Origin of the sequence: Photobacterium angustum, assembly GCF_002954615.1 — a bacterium.
GTDB classification, from domain to species: Bacteria; Pseudomonadota; Gammaproteobacteria; order Enterobacterales; family Vibrionaceae; genus Photobacterium; species Photobacterium angustum_A.
The window spans coordinates 2,573,832-2,597,054 of sequence record NZ_MSCJ01000001.1; the positions used below are offsets into that span (position 1 = coordinate 2,573,832).

At 40.3% G+C, this 23,223-nt stretch carries 20 protein-coding genes; 15 read left to right on the plus strand and 5 right to left on the minus strand.

Annotation, left to right across the window (positions count from 1 at the left end; genetic code table 11):
• Position 1 precedes the first annotated feature (1 nt).
• The 4 genes from BTO08_RS11595 to csrD form a co-directional block, all read right to left on the minus strand.
• On the minus strand, positions 2–328 hold the full coding sequence (locus BTO08_RS11595; protein WP_105061047.1) for an MSHA biogenesis protein MshK: 327 nt from the start codon (positions 326–328) through the stop codon (positions 2–4).
• Positions 321–956, minus strand: coding sequence for a type 4a pilus biogenesis protein PilO (pilO, locus tag BTO08_RS11600; RefSeq protein ID WP_105061048.1), 636 nt, complete (start codon positions 954–956; stop codon positions 321–323). The genes BTO08_RS11595 and pilO overlap by 8 nt, the downstream gene beginning before the upstream one ends.
• The gene (locus BTO08_RS11605) at positions 953–2,428 is read right to left on the minus strand and encodes a PilN domain-containing protein (protein WP_105061049.1); all 1,476 of its coding nucleotides are present in this window, start codon (positions 2,426–2,428) and stop codon (positions 953–955) included. Before BTO08_RS11605 ends, pilO begins: the two co-directional genes overlap by 4 nt.
• A gap of 169 nt (positions 2,429–2,597) precedes the next feature.
• The gene (csrD, locus tag BTO08_RS11610) at positions 2,598–4,517 is read right to left on the minus strand and encodes an RNase E specificity factor CsrD (protein WP_105061050.1); all 1,920 of its coding nucleotides are present in this window, start codon (positions 4,515–4,517) and stop codon (positions 2,598–2,600) included.
• A 239-nt stretch (positions 4,518–4,756) separates the two neighbouring features.
• Here csrD and BTO08_RS11615 point away from each other — a divergent pair, with 239 nt between their 5' ends.
• Positions 4,757–5,629 (plus strand): LysR family transcriptional regulator, encoded by an 873-nt coding sequence (locus BTO08_RS11615; RefSeq protein WP_105061051.1) that lies wholly within the window; start codon positions 4,757–4,759, stop codon positions 5,627–5,629.
• A gap of 73 nt (positions 5,630–5,702) precedes the next feature.
• On the opposite strand, the gene BTO08_RS11620 is transcribed toward BTO08_RS11615, so the two are convergent.
• Positions 5,703–6,257, minus strand: coding sequence for a single-stranded DNA-binding protein (locus BTO08_RS11620; protein WP_005371054.1), 555 nt, complete (start codon positions 6,255–6,257; stop codon positions 5,703–5,705).
• Between the two features lie 406 nt (positions 6,258–6,663).
• On the opposite strand from BTO08_RS11620, the gene BTO08_RS22485 reads away from it, so the two are divergent.
• From BTO08_RS22485 to uvrA, 14 genes are all read left to right on the plus strand, one after another.
• The gene (locus BTO08_RS22485) at positions 6,664–6,795 is read left to right on the plus strand and encodes a hypothetical protein (RefSeq protein WP_277949264.1); all 132 of its coding nucleotides are present in this window, start codon (positions 6,664–6,666) and stop codon (positions 6,793–6,795) included.
• 142 nt (positions 6,796–6,937) lie between these two features.
• The gene (locus tag BTO08_RS11625; protein ID WP_242446254.1) at positions 6,938–8,092 is read left to right on the plus strand and encodes an outer membrane beta-barrel protein; all 1,155 of its coding nucleotides are present in this window, start codon (positions 6,938–6,940) and stop codon (positions 8,090–8,092) included.
• Positions 8,089–8,628: a polysaccharide biosynthesis/export family protein gene (locus tag BTO08_RS11630; RefSeq protein ID WP_045153185.1), complete on the plus strand. Its 540-nt coding sequence runs from the start codon at positions 8,089–8,091 to the stop codon at positions 8,626–8,628. Before BTO08_RS11625 ends, BTO08_RS11630 begins: the two co-directional genes overlap by 4 nt.
• Before the next feature lie 21 nt (positions 8,629–8,649).
• Positions 8,650–10,776 carry a GumC family protein gene (locus BTO08_RS11635; protein ID WP_105061053.1) on the plus strand — a complete coding sequence of 709 codons (2,127 nt, stop codon included), beginning with the start codon at positions 8,650–8,652 and terminating at the stop codon, positions 10,774–10,776.
• Between the two features lie 65 nt (positions 10,777–10,841).
• On the plus strand, positions 10,842–12,080 hold the full coding sequence (locus BTO08_RS11640; RefSeq protein WP_105061054.1) for an O-antigen ligase family protein: 1,239 nt from the start codon (positions 10,842–10,844) through the stop codon (positions 12,078–12,080).
• Positions 12,077–13,033, plus strand: a complete 957-nt coding sequence (locus BTO08_RS11645) for an NAD-dependent epimerase/dehydratase family protein (protein ID WP_105061055.1) — start codon at positions 12,077–12,079, stop codon at positions 13,031–13,033. The genes BTO08_RS11640 and BTO08_RS11645 overlap by 4 nt, the downstream gene beginning before the upstream one ends.
• An 88-nt stretch (positions 13,034–13,121) precedes the next feature.
• Entirely contained in the window at positions 13,122–14,552 is a 1,431-nt protein-coding gene (locus BTO08_RS11650) for an oligosaccharide flippase family protein (RefSeq protein WP_105061056.1), read from the plus strand.
• 38 nt (positions 14,553–14,590) lie between these two features.
• Positions 14,591–15,574, plus strand: a complete 984-nt coding sequence (locus tag BTO08_RS11655) for a glycosyltransferase family 2 protein (RefSeq protein WP_105061057.1) — start codon at positions 14,591–14,593, stop codon at positions 15,572–15,574.
• Entirely contained in the window at positions 15,567–16,499 is a 933-nt protein-coding gene (locus tag BTO08_RS11660) for a glycosyltransferase family 2 protein (protein WP_105061058.1), read from the plus strand. The genes BTO08_RS11655 and BTO08_RS11660 overlap by 8 nt, the downstream gene beginning before the upstream one ends.
• Before the next feature lie 29 nt (positions 16,500–16,528).
• The gene (locus BTO08_RS11665) at positions 16,529–17,440 is read left to right on the plus strand and encodes a glycosyltransferase (RefSeq protein ID WP_105061059.1); all 912 of its coding nucleotides are present in this window, start codon (positions 16,529–16,531) and stop codon (positions 17,438–17,440) included.
• Positions 17,441–17,465: 25 nt separating this feature from the next.
• Entirely contained in the window at positions 17,466–18,392 is a 927-nt protein-coding gene (locus tag BTO08_RS11670; RefSeq protein WP_105061060.1) for a glycosyltransferase family 2 protein, read from the plus strand.
• An 8-nt stretch (positions 18,393–18,400) separates the two neighbouring features.
• Positions 18,401–19,249: a glycoside hydrolase family 16 protein gene (locus BTO08_RS11675; protein WP_045153194.1), complete on the plus strand. Its 849-nt coding sequence runs from the start codon at positions 18,401–18,403 to the stop codon at positions 19,247–19,249.
• A gap of 136 nt (positions 19,250–19,385) precedes the next feature.
• The gene (gene galU / locus BTO08_RS11680; protein ID WP_105061061.1) at positions 19,386–20,258 is read left to right on the plus strand and encodes a UTP--glucose-1-phosphate uridylyltransferase GalU; all 873 of its coding nucleotides are present in this window, start codon (positions 19,386–19,388) and stop codon (positions 20,256–20,258) included.
• A 128-nt stretch (positions 20,259–20,386) separates the two neighbouring features.
• Positions 20,387–23,212, plus strand: coding sequence for an excinuclease ABC subunit UvrA (gene uvrA / locus BTO08_RS11685; protein ID WP_105061062.1), 2,826 nt, complete (start codon positions 20,387–20,389; stop codon positions 23,210–23,212).
• The last annotated feature ends 11 nt before the right edge of the window (positions 23,213–23,223 follow it).

A 23,223-nucleotide genomic window follows, 5' to 3' on the forward strand; every position in this document is an offset into this window, starting at 1 on the left:
CTTAATTCGTTCGTATATTTTCAGCAAATAACGCCAAATGCCACTTTTTGCCACTACGGCTTAAAGTAACACTACTTTCAGAAACATTTGTCAAAGTGTACCCATTAACGCGTTCGCCAATACTGACCACTTGACCACTTAAAATCACCGAGCACTGCTTACCATCACAAATAATACTTTGTAACTGTGGCAATCGTGCCTTTGCTTGGTTCGTTTGTGCTTTACTCGCCACCCAACCTAATGGTGCAGTAGGATCTTGAGCAGCATGAGCACCGAAGGCACATAAACTTAAAAGTAAAGCAGCCATCCATGTCATTTTCTTATCCACCAATAAAGTCCTTACTTTCACCCAAGGTATACACTTCAAGTTCCACTTTCGCCCATGGATACTCATCAACCTGATAGCTCAGGCTTCGCCAGTAATATTTAACAGGTAACGCTTCCAATTTATTTAAGTAATTAACCACATCAAAGTAACGCCCTTTGAACGTTAGGCGAATGGGGTGAACAAAGTACCCCTGTTGATCACCACTCACTAATTGAGATGACGGTAATGACGTCATTGACTCTAATTTTAATGCCGAGCTATGACGTAGAACTTGCTCTAGCAAACCTGCCATTTGAACTGGCGTGATCAAACTACCAATTTTGGCTTCTAGCACTTGTTGTAAGGCTTTATCTTCTTGCCGATATTGTGCCAATTTTTGATTAATCGCTTTATCCGGATCTTGCTGTAATTTTCTATTCGCAACAATCAATTGATTTTGTGCGGTGATCATGTCGTTTTTGGTATCCACCAATGCCGTTTTAACCGTTTGTGATGTCACCATTTGTGGCTCAATAATTAGCATATAGCCAATAAACAAGATGCCAAACCAACCTGTGATTGCAATTAACCATTGTTCACGCACCGACAAAGCAGCAAATCGCTGACTTAGCTCATCCCACTTGATCATTGTTCGCTCCCCTTAATGCTTTTACGCTCAGCTTGTAACTGAAAGGTCACGACATTTTTATCATTACGACCCAATGACATCATTTGGAAACGACGTTCAGCTAAGGATGGATAAGTTTTAAATGCCCTTACCCAGCGAGGAACAGCATCAGGATTACGTGCTAACCCACTTAAATCCATTGAAGTACCTGAGACATAAATCTGTTGAACCGAGATATCACCACTCGCGGCATCAGCTAATTGCTGCAACAATCCAGCATAACCAACCTTTAAGCTATCATCATGCTCTTCAATGACTTTTAGGGTCGCACGCTTTGCCGCGATTTCTTTTTCAAGCTCATGGGCTTGATTCTCTTTTAAAGGATCCGACAGCAATGCGGCAACTTGTACTCGGGCATGATCAAGTTTTTGCTGTTCAGCACTTAATAGCGATGATTGTGTCGCTAATTTTTTTTGTTCAGCCGTATTCTGCCATGCATTCCAACCCGCCCACATCACGAAAATAGCAATAAGTGCCACCCAACTTGCAACGATATTGGTTAATGTCATCCACTGTTTAGTTGGCAGTAAATTGTCAGAATATAAATTGATTATCGCGTTTTTAGGCCGCTGTAATGCCGCCCAACCTAAACGCGCTGCATTCGTATCAAGTAAAGGATCAACTTCTTTAATCGCCTCTACATTGATATTTAGACGTTTATTTAATTCTTCAGCTAAAGCTTGGTTATCTTCATTATCACAACTAATGATCAGCTGACTAATTGGATTATTACGTAACTGAGCACTAATAAAATCTAATGAACGCTGTAATTCAAGCGCTAAATTATCCAGCTGAAAACTACCACCATCCAGCGCTTGGCGATCAAATAGCGGTAAAGAAAAACCACGTAATTGACGTTGAAAACACAGCATTTGTTCATTAAATGCGGTTAATTGCAGGTTACCATCAACATCGGCATGGAGAATAAGTTGGCTACGATTAGGATCAGAAAAGCGACTCCATGCAATGTCTTCTGTTGTGATATCAGAGACACGGCAACCACAGTCATGACACGCTAAGACAACCTGAGTGATCAGTTGTTTTGATGCGACAAAAACCTGTAAACGATCTTTTGCTGTCGCAGGAAAACCATCAGCGACCAATTCAGACGGTGATTCATTAACTAAATCTTTGACTAAAAAAGGCAGTGCGGTTGACAGTTCATCAATACTCACTTCTGGTTTATCAATCACTAAACTTTGATATAAACCATGTCCTAGTACTAATTTTAAATCGCTACCTGACAGTTGGTATTGTGTAATCAAGTTGCGTGCAGCATCGCTCCAATCTGAAACATTAGAGACGCCCATACGATCAACAATAAAATGTTCAGTTTTCGCTTGGACAAGGACAACCGTGTCGGTATAGAAAACCAAAGCAGCAGAGGGTTGAAAACTCGCTCGCTGAAAAAGCTTAGAGAATACGTATTTCATAATCGACCAGAAAAAGGCTGTACATCCTGTATGATGCTTTTTATTGACAAGGTTAGCAGCAGTTAATTACCTCCCCAATGATATACGATAAAATTATTGATAAACATCACTTAATTAATACAGTTTGAAAAACATTAAATTTATTAAAATAAAACAATCAGTTACTTTTTTATAAAATTACATCTTCTTTCGCGAATAGACGACCTTGACCTGCAGAAACGCCCAATTGTTTTAATATTTCCCATTCTTTATCGGTTTCAACGCCCACAGCAATAATTTGAACATTTGAGTCATCACAAGCGCCTAACATACTTCTTACAAAAAGCTGATTTTCTTGTCGCTTATTAATATCTCTCACAAGTCCTCGGTGTAATTTAAGGTAATTAACTTTTACCTCTTTTATGTAGTGAGTACTTACAATAGTACGTCCTGCTTGATCAACAGCTAACTTGCATCCAAGCCCTACTAATTTTTTTAATATCGGACGTAAGGGATCAAGATTCTTAACTAATTGGCTTTCTGATACTTCAAATATTACATGGCTCAATAATGGTCGTGGCATTTGTAATAATTCATTGAACAACCATTTGGTAAAAGATTTATCTAATAATGAATAAGCACTAATATTAATTGAGTAAACGTCTGGCGTTAATTCTCTTTTTAATAACCCTAAGATCTGATTAATGACTGCGCGATCAAAGCGCTGATTAAATCCGACTTGATTAACAACAGGCATAAAGTGCGACGCTTTGAGCAACTCTCCATGCTCATCTTTAATACGTGCAAGTATTTCACGACTGATAACAATATTATTAGCGGCATTAAGAATTGGCTGCTGATATAACAACGGGCCGCCATGCGTCAAAATACGATCAAACAGTGTTCGCCAACGTACACTTCCTCGATCATCTTCATAGTGGCTTTCTTTAGTAAAACGATTCCAACTATTTGAACCCTGTAATTGCGAACTACGTAACGCGATATCAGCTTCATCCATAATACGACCTCGACGCTCTCCACCTTGGAAGTGCGTAACGCCAATATGACACCAATTGTCTCGCTCCGTCGATAATGGTGGAGATAAACGTTCAAGCGCATTTAACAGTTGATTAATAAAGATTTTAATTTCTTTTGCTGATTGTTGTGGGATCAAAATTGCGAATTCAGCATCGTAGTAACGTGATAACATAGTGTCAGGGAAGCGCTGAATAAAATTAGACAAAATAATACTGACATCTTGGATAAACTCATCAGCAATGACTCTCCCTTCTTCAGCAACCACTTCATCCCAATCAGCTAAGCGTAACAAGATCACTGAACCTTGATTATCAGGCTCTTGTAGCATGGACTTTAAGCGACTATCAAATAGGATGCGATTCGCAGCACCTGTGAGTTGATCAAGGAAGGTATGGGTACGAATAAAAGTATCAAAGCGGCTACGCTCTTGGCGAGCGTCTTTCAGTTCTTTGATTAATTGATCCATCGCTAAACTCGCCGTACCAGGCCATTCATGATCATCACCCACCGCATAATCATCAACCTTGCCAGCTAAAATCATTCTTCCCCGCGTTTCTAATAATTCAGATCCCCGCAATTGAAGTTTTAACCAACGTACACCTTGCACTAAACCGAAAATAACAATGCCGAGAGCTAAACTAATAAATGACATCGCGCCGAGTGAATAAGTGAATTCCGCATAAGGTGGAATAGATTCAATCGTCACTTTGTACTGAGGGTTTAATTGAAGTTGATATTCACTGTCATACAGAATATTAGGATCAGTAATCGATTCCATACTTTTATAGGCATACACCACGCCATGTGGACTCGTTACCGTTAACGCGATGACATTACTAGATTTTAAGAGTTTAGGTAGCCAACGAGATAATGATGCGCCACCTTGAGGATCAGCAAGCTCTTGATCAATGACTTCAACAACACCGTTTAAATAATGGGTTAAGTAATCCTGACCAAGCTTACGAAAACTCAATGCACCGCCGATAAAAATAACGAAGATGGCGCAAATAACAATCATTGTAACAAAAGCAACTAACCGATTAGTTAACTTCATCCCTGAGGCTTTTCTCATAACATCCTAACTCTACACTCTATTATTCAAATCAACTTACTATCATCAGCTACAACTTATATAGTAGAGCACCATTATGCAGTGTTTTTCATTTTAAGGTTAATATATCAACTATATCATTCCATCACGCGCTATTTTCATTTAACGAGATACGTTACATTGAGCAAAACACAATGTATTGCGTAATGAAACAATCAATCTCGTATTATGCGTGAAAGGAACAAGGAAAGGTTATCACCATGGACTGGATCACCTGTACTAAAAGCTTTGTCGCTGTAATCCAACAAGGATCGCTTTCTAAAGCCGCTAACTCTCTTGATATATCAAACTCAGCATTATCAAAACGCTTGTCTTGGCTTGAGCAACAACTTGGCGTCCCTTTATTAAAGCGCACAACCCGTCATTTATCACTCACTGATGCAGGAGATGTTTTTTTTCAACGAAGTCAGACTTTATTAGAACATTGGCAACAGCTGATCACCGAAACAACAGCAACTAATGAAGAGATGAGTGGCACATTACATGTTGGCGCCCCATTAAGTACGGGAAGCCATTTTTTGATCAATATTATTGCGGCGTTTTGTCAGCGATACCCCAATATCAATATTACGCTTCACACCATCACGTCAGGACAATTACCTGATTTAAATCTCGACATTATTATTTGTAGTGAAATCGATAATTTTAACTCTGCCAGTTATATCGCCACCCCTCTATTTTCAGATAATGCGAGATTTTACGCCTCTCCGACTTATTTAGAACAATATGATCCTATTGAGTCACCAGAACAACTGACACAACATAATTGCTTACTGTTGAATCAGCACAATCACGCCCATGAATATGTCTTCGAGAATGGCTTAACGCTGCGCTTACAAGGTAATTTTACTACCTCTAATCCAGAAGTTTTAATCGCAAGTGCCGTCGAACATATGGGGCTAATATTAATCTCACCACAAAATGTACAACGAGAGTTAGCCCATGGTTTGCTGATCCCTGTTTTAACACACTTACAATTGCCCCAACAGACGACGTTTGCCTACTACCTTAAGTTGAACTACCAACACACTAAAACGAAATGTTTTATTGATTTTATTAAACAAAGCACCTGACTTATCATCAAGATATAAAAAAAGCAGCGTTAAACGCTGCTTTTTAATATTCAATCATTATTTTATACAGGATTTAGAACGGGATATCGTCATCAAAATCCATTGGTGGTTCATTGTACTGCTGCTGAGGCTGTTGAGGAGCCTGTTGCTGTGGCGCTGATTGCTGCTGCGGCGCATAGTTCTGCTGAGGTGCAGGTGCTGAAGCAGGCTGCTGAGGCTGACCCCAGTTATTGTTTTGCTGTTGGCCACCCATTTGCGCTTGACCGCCTTGGTTTTGACGACCACCAAGCATTTGCATAGTACCGTTAAAGCCTTGAACAACCACTTCTGTTGTGTACTGATCTTGACCTTGCTGGTTCTGCCATTTACGCGTCTGTAATTGACCTTCAATGTATACCTGTGAACCTTTACGTAAGTATTCACCAGCAACTTCTGCTAACTTACCGTATAAAGCAACGCGGTGCCATTCGGTTTTTTCACGCTGCTCGCCAGTATTTTTATCACGCCATGATTCTGATGTCGCAATAGTAATGTTTGCTACTGCACCGCCATTTGGCATGTAACGAACTTCAGGATCATTTCCTAAGTTACCGACTAAGATAACCTTATTTACGCCACGACTGGCCATAGTTCACTCCAAATCTGATAGCGTACTATTGGTTTCTAATAGCCGCTTATTGAAAGTTTATACTCAATCGCGCAGTTTATCACGCTAGTAGAATTTTTACATAGTCCAAGTACAACGCAATAAAAGCAGCTATCACAATTTCAGCGGATATCAGCGAAAAATCTTTACCTCAACAACCACAACGTGTTGTATTTATTTAAACCTGTCAATTTTCTGACACTCTCATACATTAAGTCGCTATCCTATATCGAGATATGACAATAATAGTGCGAATCAAAGATAGCCTAATCATCACTCTCTGTGATGTTAGGTGGAGCCACCGCTATTGAAAGTTATAAAAATTGTAACCCTATGATTTTATGGCTACCATTGATTTACTTTTAACACCATAAATTAGGTGTAATAAATGCGAATTAAAGCGTCAAAAATAGTTAATGTGATAACTATTTTTGACGCTTTTAAACTAATTGCTAAAGAAAAGGCAGCAAAATTCAACTCTACCGATAACACCACAAGCACTTTGGGAGCTTTAACCTAAGGGCGGTAGCGTAAAAAATAATCGGAACCTATCATATAAAGTACGCCTCAGAGTCGTAGGCTTATTCATTTTTAGTATCTAATTCAGAGAACACAAAAAAGACATGCGTTTAAAAATAGTACTTCTATTATTATCGAGCTGTATGACTTTTTCTGTATGGGCTAACCCTTTACATGTAAAAGTAAGTCCTTTCATATTCAGTAAGTATTTAATTAACGATAATATTACCCAAGTGGCCAAAAACCCTATTTCATCTCCTGTTATAGAGCTAACGCCTGGATTGATTATTAATGGTGAGAAAAGTACCAATACTTATGATCTTACCTACTACGCTAAGAAAGCAACGTTCTTAAACAGTGAACAAGATGATTTTATTGATCAGAACTTAGAATTAGACATTGAACAACATTTTACAATGCGCAATAAAATAAAGTTTAAATATCAATATATGCAATCACATGATAGTCGTGCTGACATTCGTGATGATCTTCTTCCCTATGTAACTGAACCCGTTAAATATGATGCGCAACACGGCATGCTTGATTACATTTACGGTGCACAATGGGCGCGAGGACGGTTAGAGTTTGGTGCTGGTTTTAACACTAAGCGTTTTAAGAACTACCGATACTTACCGGCGCCTAGTGATTTATCTTCTACTCGTTTTGATGACTTCAATGATCTATTACTAGAAGGTCAATTTACTTACCGCCCTTCCGATGTGAGTGAGTTTTTTATCCGAGTAGAAAATCAAGATCGTACTTATCTCTACAATCGTTTTGAAGGCAGCACTCTTGATAACAATACGAGCTATTTCTTTTTGGGATCGAAATTAGGCATTAATAAAGATACCAATGGTTCACTGATGCTTGGCTGGCAAAATAAAAGCTTTGCTCAAGCGGATCGTCCAACATTTAGTGGTTTAACATGGCGAGGTGATTTCGCTTGGTCGCCAGTAAAACGTTCAACATTTCGGTTAGAAACAAAACGAGAAATTCTCGACCCTGATGCCAAAAACGATTATCGCAAAGAAACTTATTACGATTTTTCATGGAAGCACTTTTGGCTTAACCGACTGTACAGCGAAGTTAAGGCAAACTATTTAACCGACGAATATACCAGTGGTCTTCGAACAGATAAAACCACAGGCTATGAAACCTCTATCGGGTATGTCTTTAGAAATTATTTAACCTTTGTTACTGGATGGACTAAAGAGAGCAATCGCTCGACCGTCCCTATTAATGATTACGACCAAAATATTGTCTACTTTTCTGCTAATTTTAAATTGGATTCGCTATGAAAAATAAATTAAAAGCGTACCTATGCTTGTTTTTATTTGCCTTTGTTCCCCATGTTTATGCGGCACAAATTGATACAACACATTACCAACTATCCCCCGGTGATAAGATCCAAATAAAAGTCTATGGCGAAGACAATTTATCGTTTGATGAAATCCTGATTCCTGACAGTGGTCAAATTAATTATCCTTACCTTGGCACTATCACTTTAAAAGGTCGTACCTTATCTCAAGTTAAAAATGAAATCACACAAGGATTAAAAGGCGACTACCTTCTTAATCCTCAAGTGATGGTAAATCTGCTGAACTTCAAACAAATTTATGTGGGAGGTGAAGTAAGAAGACCAGGTGGTTACGAGTATCAACCGAATCTGAGTGTAGAAAAAGCAGTTGCACTTGCTGGCGGTTTTACCGATCGCGCTGACACGGATGACATCACCATTAAAGATGCTGACAATAAATTAAAAACTGACGATGCCAGTGTCAATATGGAAATTCAACCTGGCGATATCATTGTCGTTGGACAAAGCTTTTTCTAATTTTTATAGAGTCAAATTAATATGTTATTTAAATCACCAGAAGAGTTGGTTGTAAAAGACGAAACGATTAATTTCTCTAAATATTTTAATCGCATCAAAAATAACTGGCAGTGGATTGTTTTACTGACCGTGGTTTTCTGTACCTTAGCCTTTTTGAAGTCCCCGTTAGCAACGAACTCTTATTCGGCAACTTCTACATTAATGATTGATGCAACACCACTAAAACCGATTTCACTTCAAAATTTACCCAATTACGATCCTACGCAAAAAGAATTTTATGCCACACAATATGCATTATTGCGTTCCAACGTCATTGCCGCAAAAGTGATCTCGAATTTAGATCTCACGAATAATACTGCGTTTATGGGGACGGATACATCACAACACAGTTCAATAAAAGCAAAAATTAAACAGTGGTTGATTGACTTAAAACAGCCTTCGGATGGCAGTGTAAGTGTTAATGATAGTTTGACTCACACCACACCTGCACAATTAAAAGCATTACAGATTTTTGCTAAAAACTTATTGATTACACCCGTTGATAAAACCCAATTAGTGATGGTGACATACACCTCTAAAGATCCGACTTTAGCAGCCAATATTGCCAATGCTGTAGGTCAGGCTTACATCAATTATTATGTCGATATTAATGAAGAGACAAATAAAAAAGCCTCTGACTGGTTAACCTCACGTTTAACCGAATTGAAAGCGCAACTTAATACTTCTGAGAAAAAGCTTACGGACTACTTAGCCAAAGAGAAATTGGTTAATACGATTGCGGTTGATGAACTTGCTAATAGTGAATTGATTAACTTAACCAATCGGTTAGCGGCAGTGACGGATAAACGCTTACAAACAGAGTCTCTTTACACCACACTAAGAGGTAATCGTCATCTTAGTTACAACCAAATAGATTCAATCAGTGAAATCTCCAATCACCCACAAATTCGAGACATCACTAACGCGGAAACAGATGCTGAAAATGTAGTTGCTGAGCTATCAAAACGCTACGGTCCTAAACATGAAAAAATGCTTGAAGCAGAATCTCAACTAAGAACTATTAGGGCGCGTAAAGATCGCATGCTTAAACGTTTAGTTGAAGGTATTCATAAAGAACTTGAAAGCAACCAACGCCAAGAACAAGAGCTCACCGCTGAAATAAACAAGAAAAAAGAAGAGTTCCAATCACTTGCCGTTAAAAAGTTACATTATCAGTCACTAAAACAAGAAGTGGATACCAATAAGCGACTACTTCAAGCTTTTCTTGATCGCCAAAAAGAAACACTTGCGACAGATAACTACAAAGATTCTATTGCCCACTTTACGGACTACGCATTAAAAGCTTATCCGTCTGGCCCTAATATTAAAAAGAATGTCTTGATTGCAGGTATTGTTGGCTTTGGCTTAGCACTCTGTATTCTTTTCGCTATCCAGTTCTTCGATACAACGGTTGAATCATCAGAAGAGTTCGAACGTTACTTCGCACTCTTTTCATTAGGTGATCTCCCGTTTGTAAAACGTCTAGCGAAAAAGAAAGGTCCTATTGATGAACAAACGCTAAATATCAAAGAAAAACCCGCTTTCTTTGAAGGGATCCGTAACATAAGAACCGCATTAAATTTAGCATTAACCCCAGATCAACGTACCGTGATGATCACATCAGTACTCGCAAATGAAGGTAAGACAACACTTGCCGTTAATCTGGCACAATCATTAGCACAAACAGAGAAAGTAGCATTGATCCATGTTGATCTTCATAACCGTGGAACGGCGCTATCAACACCTAAAGGATTAAGTGATTTACTCAATAATACGCTTTCTATCAATGATCTTATGGCAAAATCTCACCTCGATAACTTGCTTGTCATTGATGCTGGGGAGCCCGTTTCCGATCCCCAGCAGTTGCTTTCATCACCGCGTTTTAACGCTGTACTTGATGAATTAAAACAGCATGTTGATAAGATCATTATCGATGCGCCAGCCTGTCTTATCAGTAGCGATGCCTTAATTGTGGCAAAAATATCAGATGTGAATCTCTTAACTATCGCTGCGAATAAAACCAAACGTAATGACATAGAGCAAGCGATACATAAGTTCAGTGCGTATGGGATCAATATTGATGCCGCTATGCTCAATAAAGTGATGTAACCGCTATTTAAAAAGGTTTAGCGGGCGGTTAACTCTCTGTTATTCGCTCGCTTTAAATAATAACGATGCTTGAAATTAAAAAAGATACTGCAATAGGTATTACCGCCTCTTTCCTTATCACCTCAGCACTGGTTTGGAATACCTTTCTAGGTTCGGTAGCCGCTCTCTTATTTATCCTTGTCGGTGGCACCGTTATTATCTTCCATCTTCACCGTACATTATTAGGTATCCAATATAATTGGATAGTAATGGCTTATCCGATATTAGCTTTGCTTTCCGTATTATGGTCACAATATCCAGAAGCGACATTTCGCTCATCAATTCAATTTATCTTAACAACGGTGATAGGTATTACCGTTGCCTATAACATCAAAAAAGAACAGTTCTTTGTCGGCTTATCAAGCAGTGTCATTATTATTATGGCGCTTAGCTTAGTCTCTAATCGGGTAGAGACGAACGGTATGACAGGAGAAACTGTTTTAATTGGCTATCTAGGTAGTAAGAACTTTTTAGCGCAAACCGCTTCAATTGGTTTTTTCGTGGGATTTGGCTTATTTTACACCCTCGCTAAAAATAAAATTGAGAAAATTATCGGGCTGTTATCGATAGTATTTTCTATTGCAGTACTGTTAAAAGCCAAATCACTGGGCGCGACAGTAACCTCTTTTGGCTCTATTTTCGCGTGCTTTTGTTTATATCATTTCTCCAATTTAGCGATCACCCAACGCGCACAAAAAGCGACCGTTAATCTGCTTTATTTGCTCGCACTGTGCGTCATCATTTTTGTCTATATCATCTTTGGCACTCCAGAATTTAACCACTTTATGGTTGAAATAGGGAAAGATCCTACCTTAACCAGCCGAACGCTAATTTGGGCTGAGGGTGATAAAGCTATTGCTCAAGCGCCCATTTTAGGTGCTGGTTATGATGCTATATTCCAGATTGGAAATCCGATCGGCGATGCGGTATGGAAGATTGGTTTAGTACCACCGGGGGTGGGATTTAACTTCCATAATATGTTTGTCCATTGGACTGTACATTTCGGTTATGTCGGTCTCACAATCTACCTTTTGATACTGGCACGACTGCTTTATAACATTCGTTTAATTGCCTGCGGACACTTTCAAAAAAGTGATTTCATTCCCGTTGCGTACTTTGTGTTTTTCATATCAAGAAGTGTGCTTGAAGTTGACTGGTTTGCCCAATTCACCCTCGCACATGTCATGTTTTGTTTTTGCTGGATTGAGCTAGAAAGTAGTGCTCAAAAAGCAAAAAAATTAAATAATAAAGGTAATTTTTCATGAAAACAGTGGCTATTTTTGGTGGTTCCGGTTTCATTGCTTCCCATTACATCAAGAAATTTATTGCTGAAGGCGTGAAGGTTTATTCGATTGATATTCGCGAGCCTAAAGTGCGTCACGATGAAGTTACTTACATAAACCATGACGTTAGAAACCTTGATGGCTTAGTGATTGATGAGCCTATTGACTGTATTTACAACTTTGCTGCGATTCACACCACACCTGGGCACCCCACTCACGAGTACTACGAAACCAATATTGCTGGGGCCAATAACGTTTGTCAGTTTGCTGAACGTAATAATATTAAAGAAATCGTATTTACTAGCTCTATTTCACCATACGGTCCAGGTGAAGAGCAAAAAGATGAAAATAGCCCATTAACGCCAAACTCAGCCTATGGTTACTCGAAAATGTTGGCTGAACAAATCCATAAAGCATGGCTTGAACGCAATAGTGAGCATCAACTAACTATTGTTCGTCCTGCTGTGGTGTTTGGTCCTGGAGAAGGTGGCAACTTTACTCGTCTTGCTACAATGATGCGTAAAGGCTTCTTTATTTACCCTGGTCGTAAAGACACGATTAAAGCCTGTATCTATGTTGAAGATTTAATCTTTGCGATTGAAACAGCGCGTGCAACTGAAAATAAGTTTGAACTGTTTAATGGTGCTTACCCAGATCGTTATACCCTAGAGCAAATCATAGAGGCATTTAAAGCAGAGCACTTCCCAGACGTAAAAGTCTATATGGTGCCAAAATTGGTGGTATTAACCGCCGCAAAACTACTTCAAGTTGTGAACTTCTTAAATATTGGTATTCACCCTGATCGGGTGATGAAGTTGATCCGCTCAACCAATGTTTACCCTGGCTGGTTAGTTAAAAACCACATCGAATTACCTGGCAATCTAGAAACCGCATTAGCACGTTGGTCTAAAGACACTGACGGTAAATTCGACTAATTATCCCCCTTTGATGCAGCAAGTATCTCAACTTGTTGCATCTCTTTAATTAGCGTCTCTCTTCGATTAAACAGCAAAGAAACTATCTATGTCGAAATCGTCTGTATCCGGTATGTTATGGCTGTTTTCCAGTAAGCTATTTCCACCAATCATTAACTTTGCTGTATTTACTTATACAGCCAGAATTTTAGCGCCAGAAGACTTTGGCTTAGTCGCACTGGCACTATCCATTATTTATATTATTTCAAGTTTTCTGCCTTCGGGCTGGCAAAGTGCGATTGTTAAATACCAAGAGTTTGGCAAACGTGAATTCAGTACCATTTTAGCGTTTCTTAGTTTATCGGGATTAGCCTTTGCACTGATCGCTTGCTTTGTTATTTCTTTAAATCTATTTAGCTTTCAGTCTCAGGTATTTAATCTCGCTTTCTATTTAATGGCGATAAAAATGCCCTTTGATGCTGCAGGACACACTCTCACCTTTATGTTAGTCCGTGAGCAAAAATACAAAGCTTTGGGTTATCGCACTATTTTAGGTGCGATGGTTTCAGCCGTGACTATCCTAAGTTTGCTCTACTTTGATTTTAATATTTGGGCGCTGGTGCTATCGCAAACCATTATTTCGATTTTCAACTTGCTCGCCGTCTATATTCCGACACGTAAAATGTTGGGCTGGTCATTCCGCTGGAGCTTAATTAAAGATACGTGGGAGTTTGGCTTATATAACACCCTAATCACAACCGTTGAAAGCATTTCAACACACTTTGAATCCTTTGTGATTGGTAGCAATATCGGTAAATACGACTTAGGCTTTTTCAACATCGCCAAACGTCTATCGAATATCATCAACGATATTTTAACCGGTACGTCTTATGACATGTCACTGCCGTATTTATCAAACAGTCAAAACGATCAACAAAGCTTACAACGGGCGATCCGCCAAGCTTTATTCATTACAGGGGCGATCACCTCTCCATTGTTTGTTTATGGTTTTATTTATTCTGAGACGATCTTTAATTTCTTATTCTCAGAAAAGTGGATCACCTCGGCAGGTTATTTCAAATTTTTCTGTATCGCCTTTTTGTTTATCTCTTACAGCATGATCAATAAAACTGCGATTATCGTGACTAACCGATCACGCTTGTGGTTTAGAGTGCAAATGATCATTGCGGTAATTTATCTGCCGACATTGTACTTTGCTTCTACTATTAATATTCACGCCGTGTTATGGAGTTTCTTAGGTGTTAATGCGCTGTATTTCTTTACGTCCACCTATTTGGTAACCAGTGAAATTAACACCTCGTTTTACCGCTATTTAAAAAGTTTATGGCCTATTTACAGTGCGTTAGGTATCACCGCATGTGCGGCGATAAATTTAACTCTGATGCCGTTTAATAACGAGTTTTTCAATTTGTGTTTTAGCGCCATTCTCTTCCTCAGTTGTTATATCGTGTTATTACTGCTGTTTTCACGACACTTTTTATCGATTGATTTATCCAATAAAAAAATCACCTTCCGATAGTGATTTCTGCTTTTTAACTAAGACTTAAAGGTAATATTTTGAGCTGTTTAATTATCATTCCTTGTTTAAACGAAGCTGATCATATTGGTGATCTTTTAACGCATTTTTCTCCATCATTAACAGGCAACAGTAAACTGGTTGTGGTTGATGGTGGCAGCCATGACGGCACGCAAGAAATCGTGGAGCGTTGGTCTGAAAAAGATGATCACATTGTATTGCTTCACAACCCAGATAAGATCCAAAGTGCTGCTATGAACTTAGCGGTGGATCAATTTGGTGATGATTACGAATACTTCATCCGTATTGATGCCCATGGCCAGTACCCAGATGATTTCATCGCGTCTTTACTCAGTGAAGCAGAAAAACACCAAGCAGATTCTGTTGTCGTCAGTATGTATACCGAGGGTTATACGCCTTTCCAAGTATCAGCAGCTATTGCGCAAAACTCTAAACTGGGTAATGGTGGCTCACCACACCGCAACACACAAAACGATGGTAAGTGGGTTGAGCATGGTCACCATGCATTAATGAAAATATCCGCTTACCGCGCAGTGGGTGGCTATGATGAAACCTTCATCGCCAATGAAGATGCAGAATTAGATAAGCGTTTAACCGATGCGGGGTACAAAATTTGGCTAACGGGCCAAACGGACATGACTTATTTCCCTCGTAAAACGCCAGAATCGCTATTTAAGCAATACTACAACTATGGCAAAGGGCGTGCCGCAAACTGTATTAAACACAATACGATCCCTAAACTACGTCAGTTGATCCCATTATCTGTGGTACCAGTATTACTCATGGCGTTATTGCTTAGTGAATGGCACTTTATCTTCGCGCTACCAGCTCTATTGTGGATCGCCGCCTGTTTAATCGTCGGCGCGACGGGTAAATCTGAGCAGTTCCCACTCAGTGCTAAGCTTTCAGGGATCCCTGCAATGATCATGCACTTTGGTTGGTCTCTCGGTTTTTGTGCTGCATTGATCTTCCCTGCATTAAGAAGGAAGCCTGTTCATGATTGATGCTAATTTAATTACGATCGGTTTATGTACTTATCATCGCCAAGAAGTCACTGATACTCTTGATAGCTTGACGAAGATCGTGATCCCCGAAGGTAAGCTAATTCAGATCGTGATTGCAGATAACTCGGTAGATGCTAACTCAAAAGCCTTAATCGAAAGCTATGCCGATCAGTCACCATTAGCGATTCACTACCTCCATGCGCCAGCTTCTAATATCTCAATTGCACGTAATGCTTGTTTGGAGTGGGCACTCAATTATAGTCAATATTTGATCTTCCTTGATGACGATGAATTTGTGGTGAAGAACTGGCTCTGCGCCCATCTTGATACCGCACAACGTGAACAAGCGGATGTAGTGATAGGCCCTGTACTTGGTATGTATCCAGAGCAAGCACCTGAATGGGTTAAAGCGCTCGACTTACAGTCGGTAAAAGAACCGATCATCTCGCCAAATGGAAAAATTGAAACAGCCAATTCCGGTAACACCTTAATCAACCTTGATTTTATTCGACAGCACCCACTGCGCTTTGATTTGGAATACGGTCGCTCTGGTGGTGAAGATTCGATTTTCTTTCGCCAGCTAACGATGCAAGGCGGCACCATTGCTTTTTCCGAGCAGGCTGAAGCATCAGAGCATGTACCATTAGCGCGCACCGAGTATAACTGGCTGTATCAACGTCGTTTTCGCTGCGGGCAAACCCACGGTAAGATGTTACTGCTAGATAATCCAAGTACTTTCAACCGCTTAAAGCAGATTTTTCTTGCTGGCGCTAAAGCTGGATTTAGTTATGTCTATACGTTGCGCTTTATAAACCAAGAAACCAGCCAAAAGTATTTTTGGAAATTACGTGTTGCACTTCACCTCGGCGTGGTAAGTGGTTTATCAGGTAAACAACATCTTACTCAATACGGCAGCAATCACTGATCTTGTTCGTTTTTATTCGTGGCTAAATTATGAAAAGAGTTCTGCTCACAACCTTAACTACGGGCTCTCGTATGGCAACATTCTGCCAGTGCATTGAGAGCCTACAGCAGCAAAAGATTAACGACACATTAAGCGTTGATATTTTAGTTGTTGAAAATAATAAAACTCACAATCAAGCGGTAGTTGAGGCGATTGCTCGGTATCAGCACGCCCCTTTTACTATCCATCATCAATTGGAAACTACGGCAGGTATCCCTTTCGCACGTAATAACGGGTTACGCTTCGGTCAACAGCAAGGGTTTGATTATTTAGCCTTTGTTGACGATGACGCAATCGCAGATCCAAACTGGATCCTCACGCTATTCTCTGCTCTGCAAGATCACAATGTACAAGTCACTACTGGGCCACAATTTCCGATTTATCCCGACAACACAGAAACCTTGTATACCGCAGCCAAGGTTTACCATGAACGTAAACTGACTGATGGTACTACGCTTTCTTGGGCGGCTACCAACAACGTATTACTTGATCTGAACTTCTTTGCGCAAAACCAATTAGTATTTAATAACCAACTGATTTTTGGTGGTGAAGATAAAGCACTATTTCAACAAGTTAGCCGTCATGATGGCAAGATATTATGGGTACAAAACGCGATAATCAGTGAGTTTATTAGTCCAGAACGCCTTAGTCTTAAATGGGCTCTTAAACGCCGTTTTCGCATTGGCGCTACCGAACTTCAGATTGAATCTTGCATTAACTCTCAAGCGAAAAGTTATGTTCGCTGCCTGTTCAAAGGTTCAGCTTACTTAGCAAAAGGCGCATTACTATTATTGCCTGATGCCATACTACCAAAGCGCAGCATTCTCAATTCATTAGGCGATCTTGCCCATGGCTGTGGGTTCTTTTACGGCTTATTTGCCAACGTTAAAAGCTACACTTGATCTGACTTATTACGAGATTCTATAGATGGCAAATCCAATTCAAGTTTCCGTTGTCATGGCGGCATGGAACTCTGCTCAATTTATTACTCAAGCCATTAATTCTGTTTTGCAGCAAACCGACGTTGAGCTTGAAGTGTTAGTGGTCGATGACGCATCAACCGACAATACCGTCGAAGTTGTCAGCAAACATCCCGACCCTCGGGTCAAAGTGATCACTAGTAAGCAAAATGGTGGGCCGGGTGCAGCTCGCAATCTTGGTTTTCAAGCCGCACAAGGTGAATGGATTGCAGTGGTCGATTCTGATGATGCAATGAAACCAGAACGCCTTGCTACCATGCTAAAAATGGCATCTAGTGATAGCGATATCATTATCGATAACTTCTGTGAGCAAACGCCTGATGGTGTACAAACAGCACCGATTTATAACAGTGCCGAATTGCCCGTTGGGAACTTCAACCTTGCCCATCTCATTGCAACTAATCTAATGTTCAGTGATGTGCATTCAACAGGCTACGTAAAACCGCTGTTTCGCAATGCTTTTATCAAACAACATCAAGTGCGATATTGGCCAGAAGTGAAGATTGGCGAAGATTATTATTTCTTGGCTAATTGCCTCGCTTTTGGTGCAAAAGCGCAAGTTATTGATTACTGCGGTTATATTTACACCATTCGTGAAGGGTCAATTTCTCGCGTTATTAATATCGAACATATCGATACCTTACTAAAATATGACACCCAATTAATCAATCGCTTTAACTTTGATGGCGACGCAACAAAAGCTCAGCGTTATCGCACTAAAAATATGTATACGGCACGTAAATATTTACAGATCGTTGCCAAATTAAAAAACAAAGATCTGTCAGCGTTTATCGACATGATTAAATATCCACACTCAGCATTATTATTATCGCTACCAGTGAAAAAGCGTCTCAACAGAGTACTTAATAAATAGGTTTTGTCATGAAAAAAACACTTCTCGCTAGCGCATTACTTTTATTTTCTGGCTATAGCTTTGCCGCGCAATACGCCACTTCATCTCACGTTGTCGATAAACAACACAAACGTTTAATTTGGGCGGATGAGTTCAATTCAGGTACACGTCCGAACCCTAAAGATTGGACATACGAAACAAAGTTTGTTCGTAACCAAGAAGATCAGTACTACACCACCAGCAGTAAAAACTCGCGTATTGAAAATGGAAACTTGGTGATTGAAGCGCTGAAAGAAACCGTACCAAATGCTGATTATGATCCCAACGGCACACAGTGGCACCAACAACGTAAAGATGCTTATTACACCTCGGCCAGTTTAACGACTGCGGGGAAACATTCTTGGGTACATAAACGCGTTGAAGTACGAGCGAAATTACCACAAGGGCGTGGTACATGGCCTGCGATTTGGTTGCTAGGTGATAATATTTCAACCGTAGGTTGGCCTGCATGTGGTGAAATAGACATCATGGAATATGTTGGCTACAACCCTCATTTTGCCTATTCCACCACTCATAAATCTGATCGTAACCAAACCTTAGGCAACTCTATTCCCGGTGTTATTCAAGACAACAAGTTAGAAGATGGTTTCCATACCTATGCTACCGAGTGGGATGACAATGAAGTTCGCTTCTACTTCGACGGTAAGCTTTATCATACCCAGCAGCGTAACGGTGAAGATTGGCCATTTGATAAGCCAATGTACTTGATATTAAACCTCGCTATCGGTGGTGGCTGGGGAGGACAGCAAGGGATTGATGACTCTATTTTCCCACAGAAATTTTTAATCGATTATGTTCGTGTCTACGATCTGAAATAACAAGCTTTAAAGTCACAAATAATGAAGCCTTTCGCATTTCAAAAGAAAGGTGCTCTATTTACTGATATATGCATTAAGTCTCTAATAATATAGCAGTATAAAACGTGATAACTCTATATACATACTAGGATGTACCATGATAAAAAAATGTCTCTTTCCTGCCGCTGGTTACGGCACGCGCTTTTTACCCGCAACCAAATCAATGCCAAAAGAAATGATGCCAGTGGTTAACAAACCATTAATTGAATATGGCGTAGATGAAGCAATCCAAGCAGGCATGAACCGTATTTGTATTGTAACGGGTCGTGGTAAAAACACCTTGATGGATCACTTCGACAAGAACTATGAGTTAGAGCATCAAATCAGTGGTACTAACAAAGAAGAGCTATTGGTTGATATTCGCGACATTATTGATTCAGCGTATTTCACTTACATTCGTCAGCGTGAAATGAAAGGCTTAGGTCATGCAATCCTAACAGGGCGTGAGCTTGTGGGTAACGAACCTTTTGCTGTAGTACTTGCCGATGATCTTTGTGTAACCAATGAAGAACAACAAGGCGTACTCGCGCAAATGGCTGAGCTTTATAAGCAATTTCGCTGCTCCATTGTTGCGGTTGAAGAAGTGCCAGAAGAAGAGACACATAAGTACGGCGTGATTTCAGGTCAAATGCTACGTGACGATCTATTCCGTGTTGATAATATGGTAGAAAAACCAGAGCCCGGTACTGCGCCAAGTAATTTAGCAATTATTGGTCGCTACATTCTTACGCCTGACATCTTTGACATTATTGAACAAACAGAGCCCGGTAAAGGTGGCGAAATCCAAATTACCGATGCCCTAATGCAACAAGCACAAACAGGCTGTGTATTAGCATATAAGTTTAAAGGTAAACGTTTTGACTGTGGTAGCGTTGAAGGCTATATCGATGCAACTAACTATTGTTTTGAACATGTTTACAAAAAAGGTAAACATAAAGAGCTAGCCAAACAGCAAACTGGCAAGAAATAAACACACAATCCCGCTTAACCGCGGGATTTTTTTATCCGTTTTACTGTGTTTTTACTCAGTATTTTTTGCTCATTATGATCCGCTGTGAAATACTAGTCGTTAAATAAAATAAAAGAATCATCACTGATATGGATAACATCGAAGTCAGGGGTGCTCGCACCCATAACCTTAAAAATATTAATCTAACGATCCCCCGCGATAAGCTCATCGTTATCACAGGGTTATCAGGTTCGGGGAAATCCTCTCTGGCTTTTGATACCTTATATGCGGAAGGCCAACGTCGTTATGTTGAATCTCTTTCTGCCTACGCGCGTCAGTTTTTATCCTTAATGGAAAAGCCTGATGTCGATCATATTGAAGGGCTTTCACCTGCTATCTCTATCGAGCAGAAATCGACCTCGCACAACCCACGCTCAACCGTTGGTACGATTACCGAAATTTACGACTATCTACGTTTATTGTACGCGCGTGTCGGTGAGCCTCGCTGTCCAACTCATGACATTACTCTTGCGGCGCAAACTGTGAGCCAGATGGTCGATCAAGTCTTAGCCATGCCAGAAGGCAGTAAGCTAATGCTACTGGCACCTATCATTAAAGAGCGTAAAGGTGAGCACGTTAAAACGCTGGCGAACTTAGCCGCTCAAGGTTATATCCGTGCCCGCATTGATGGTGAAGTTTGCGATCTTTCCGATCCACCAACATTGGAGCTTCACAAAAAGCACACTATTGAAGTGGTCGTTGATCGCTTCAAAGTTCGTGACGATCTACAGATCCGCTTAGCCGAATCGTTTGAAACCGCTTTAGAGCTATCAGGCGGTAATGTAGTGATAGCACCGATGTCTGGTGAAGAAGGTGAAGAGCAGGTATTTTCTGCCAATTTTGCCTGTCCACACTGTGGTTATAGTATGCAAGAGCTTGAACCACGCCTGTTCTCGTTTAACAACCCAGCCGGTGCGTGTGGTACTTGTGATGGGCTTGGTGTTCAGCAGTACTTCGATCCCGAACGGGTGATTCAAAATGGCGAATTAAGTTTATCTGGCGGCGCTATACGCGGTTGGGATAAACGTAATTTTTATTATTTCCAAATGCTTAAATCACTTTCTGAGCATTATAAATTTGATGTTGAAGCGCCCTTTGATTCGCTATCGAAGAAAATCAAAGAAGTCATTTTAAACGGTTCTGGCAATACAGAGATCGAGTTTAAATACATCAACGATCGTGGTGACATTACCGTAAGACGCCATCCATTTGAGGGGATCCTCAATAATATGGAACGTCGTTACCGTGAAACCGAATCAAACTCGGTACGTGAAGAGCTAGCTAAATTTGTTTCGACTAAGCCATGTTCAAGCTGTCATGGTTCACGATTACGTCAAGAGGCACGTCATGTGTTTATTGGTGAGACTAACTTGCCACAAATCTGTGAAATGAGCATTAGTGGCGCGCACCAATTCTTTGATGAGTTAGCTTTAACGGGGCAACGGGCACAAATTGCAGAAAAGATCTTAAAAGAGATCAACGAGCGTTTAAGTTTCTTAATCAATGTTGGCTTAAACTACCTGAGCCTATCTCGAAGTGCAGATACTTTATCTGGCGGTGAAGCACAACGTATTCGTCTTGCCAGCCAAATTGGTGCGGGGCTTGTGGGCGTGATGTACGTTTTAGATGAGCCTTCCATTGGTCTCCACCAGCGTGATAACGAACGACTACTCAAAACCTTAATTCACCTTCGTGATTTAGGAAATACCGTGATTGTGGTGGAACACGACGAAGATGCCATTCGTGCAGCCGATTATGTGATTGATATTGGTCCTGGCGCAGGTGTTCACGGTGGTAATATTATTGCGCAAGGTGGCGTTAAAGATATCTTAAAATCAAAAGAATCGTTAACAGGACAATACCTCAGTGGGAAAAAAGCAATTGAAATCCCCGCTGAGCGAACACCGTTTGATCCCGAAAAAACGGTTAAACTACTGGGCGCTACGGGTAACAACCTAAAAGATGTCAATGTTGAGATTCCAGTTGGTTTATTTACTTGTATTACCGGTGTTTCTGGCTCAGGTAAATCAACGCTTATTAACGATACCTTCTTTGAAATTGCTCATCACAAATTAAATGGTGCAACGACAGGCACACCAGCGCCGTATCGTGAGATCCAAGATCTAGAACATTTCGATAAGGTTATCGACATTAACCAAAGCCCGATTGGTCGTACTCCGCGTTCAAATCCTGCCACTTATACAGGTATTTTCACCCCGATTCGTGAGCTTTTTTCAGGCACTCAAGAAGCCCGTTCCCGTGGTTATAAACCAGGACGTTTTAGCTTTAACGTTCGTGGTGGTCGCTGTGAAGCATGCCAAGGTGATGGTGTTATTAAAGTTGAAATGCACTTCTTACCAGATGTCTATGTACCTTGTGATGCCTGTAAAGGTAAGCGTTATAACCGTGAAACCTTAGAGATCCGCTATAAGGGTAAAACCATTGATGAAGTGTTAGAGCTCACGGTTGAAGATGCACGAGAATTCTTTGATCCGGTTCCCGCTATTGCAAGAAAGTTACAAACCTTAATGGATGTTGGTTTATCGTATATTCGTTTAGGTCAAGCGGCGACAACCTTATCAGGCGGTGAAGCACAACGTGTTAAACTAGCAAAAGAGTTATCGAAACGCGATACCGGAAAGACACTTTATATTCTGGATGAACCAACAACCGGATTACACTTCCACGATATTCAGCAGCTATTAACAGTACTGCATAAATTGCGTGATAAAGGTAATACCATTGTGGTGATCGAACATAACTTAGATGTAATAAAAACCGCAGATTGGATCATCGATCTTGGTCCTGAAGGCGGTAGCGGTGGTGGTGAAATCATTGCAACAGGAACACCTGAAGATGTAGCGAAAGTGAAAGGCTCACATACAGCAAGGTTCCTTAAACCGCTGCTAGGTTAGAATATGAAAAC

Excerpts from the sequence above, each read along its gene's own strand:
- pilO (WP_105061048.1), bottom strand. The coding sequence starts at position 956 with ATGATCAAGTGGGATGAGCTAAGTCAGCGATTTGCTGCTTTGTCGGTG.
- BTO08_RS11605 (WP_105061049.1), bottom strand. The coding sequence starts at position 2,428 with ATGAAATACGTATTCTCTAAGCTTTTTCAGCGAGCGAGTTTTCAACCC.
- csrD (WP_105061050.1), bottom strand. The coding sequence starts at position 4,517 with ATGAGAAAAGCCTCAGGGATGAAGTTAACTAATCGGTTAGTTGCTTTT.
- BTO08_RS11615 (WP_105061051.1), top strand. The coding sequence starts at position 4,757 with ATGGACTGGATCACCTGTACTAAAAGCTTTGTCGCTGTAATCCAACAA.
- BTO08_RS11620 (WP_005371054.1), bottom strand. The coding sequence starts at position 6,257 with ATGGCCAGTCGTGGCGTAAATAAGGTTATCTTAGTCGGTAACTTAGGA.
- BTO08_RS22485 (WP_277949264.1), top strand. The coding sequence starts at position 6,664 with ATGCGAATTAAAGCGTCAAAAATAGTTAATGTGATAACTATTTTTGAC.
- BTO08_RS11625 (WP_242446254.1), top strand. The coding sequence starts at position 6,938 with ATGACTTTTTCTGTATGGGCTAACCCTTTACATGTAAAAGTAAGTCCT.
- BTO08_RS11630 (WP_045153185.1), top strand. The coding sequence starts at position 8,089 with ATGAAAAATAAATTAAAAGCGTACCTATGCTTGTTTTTATTTGCCTTT.
- BTO08_RS11635 (WP_105061053.1), top strand. The coding sequence starts at position 8,650 with ATGTTATTTAAATCACCAGAAGAGTTGGTTGTAAAAGACGAAACGATT.
- BTO08_RS11640 (WP_105061054.1), top strand. The coding sequence starts at position 10,842 with ATGCTTGAAATTAAAAAAGATACTGCAATAGGTATTACCGCCTCTTTC.
- BTO08_RS11645 (WP_105061055.1), top strand. The coding sequence starts at position 12,077 with ATGAAAACAGTGGCTATTTTTGGTGGTTCCGGTTTCATTGCTTCCCAT.
- BTO08_RS11650 (WP_105061056.1), top strand. The coding sequence starts at position 13,122 with ATGTCGAAATCGTCTGTATCCGGTATGTTATGGCTGTTTTCCAGTAAG.
- BTO08_RS11660 (WP_105061058.1), top strand. The coding sequence starts at position 15,567 with ATGATTGATGCTAATTTAATTACGATCGGTTTATGTACTTATCATCGC.
- BTO08_RS11665 (WP_105061059.1), top strand. The coding sequence starts at position 16,529 with ATGAAAAGAGTTCTGCTCACAACCTTAACTACGGGCTCTCGTATGGCA.
- BTO08_RS11670 (WP_105061060.1), top strand. The coding sequence starts at position 17,466 with ATGGCAAATCCAATTCAAGTTTCCGTTGTCATGGCGGCATGGAACTCT.
- BTO08_RS11675 (WP_045153194.1), top strand. The coding sequence starts at position 18,401 with ATGAAAAAAACACTTCTCGCTAGCGCATTACTTTTATTTTCTGGCTAT.
- galU (WP_105061061.1), top strand. The coding sequence starts at position 19,386 with ATGATAAAAAAATGTCTCTTTCCTGCCGCTGGTTACGGCACGCGCTTT.
- uvrA (WP_105061062.1), top strand. The coding sequence starts at position 20,387 with ATGGATAACATCGAAGTCAGGGGTGCTCGCACCCATAACCTTAAAAAT.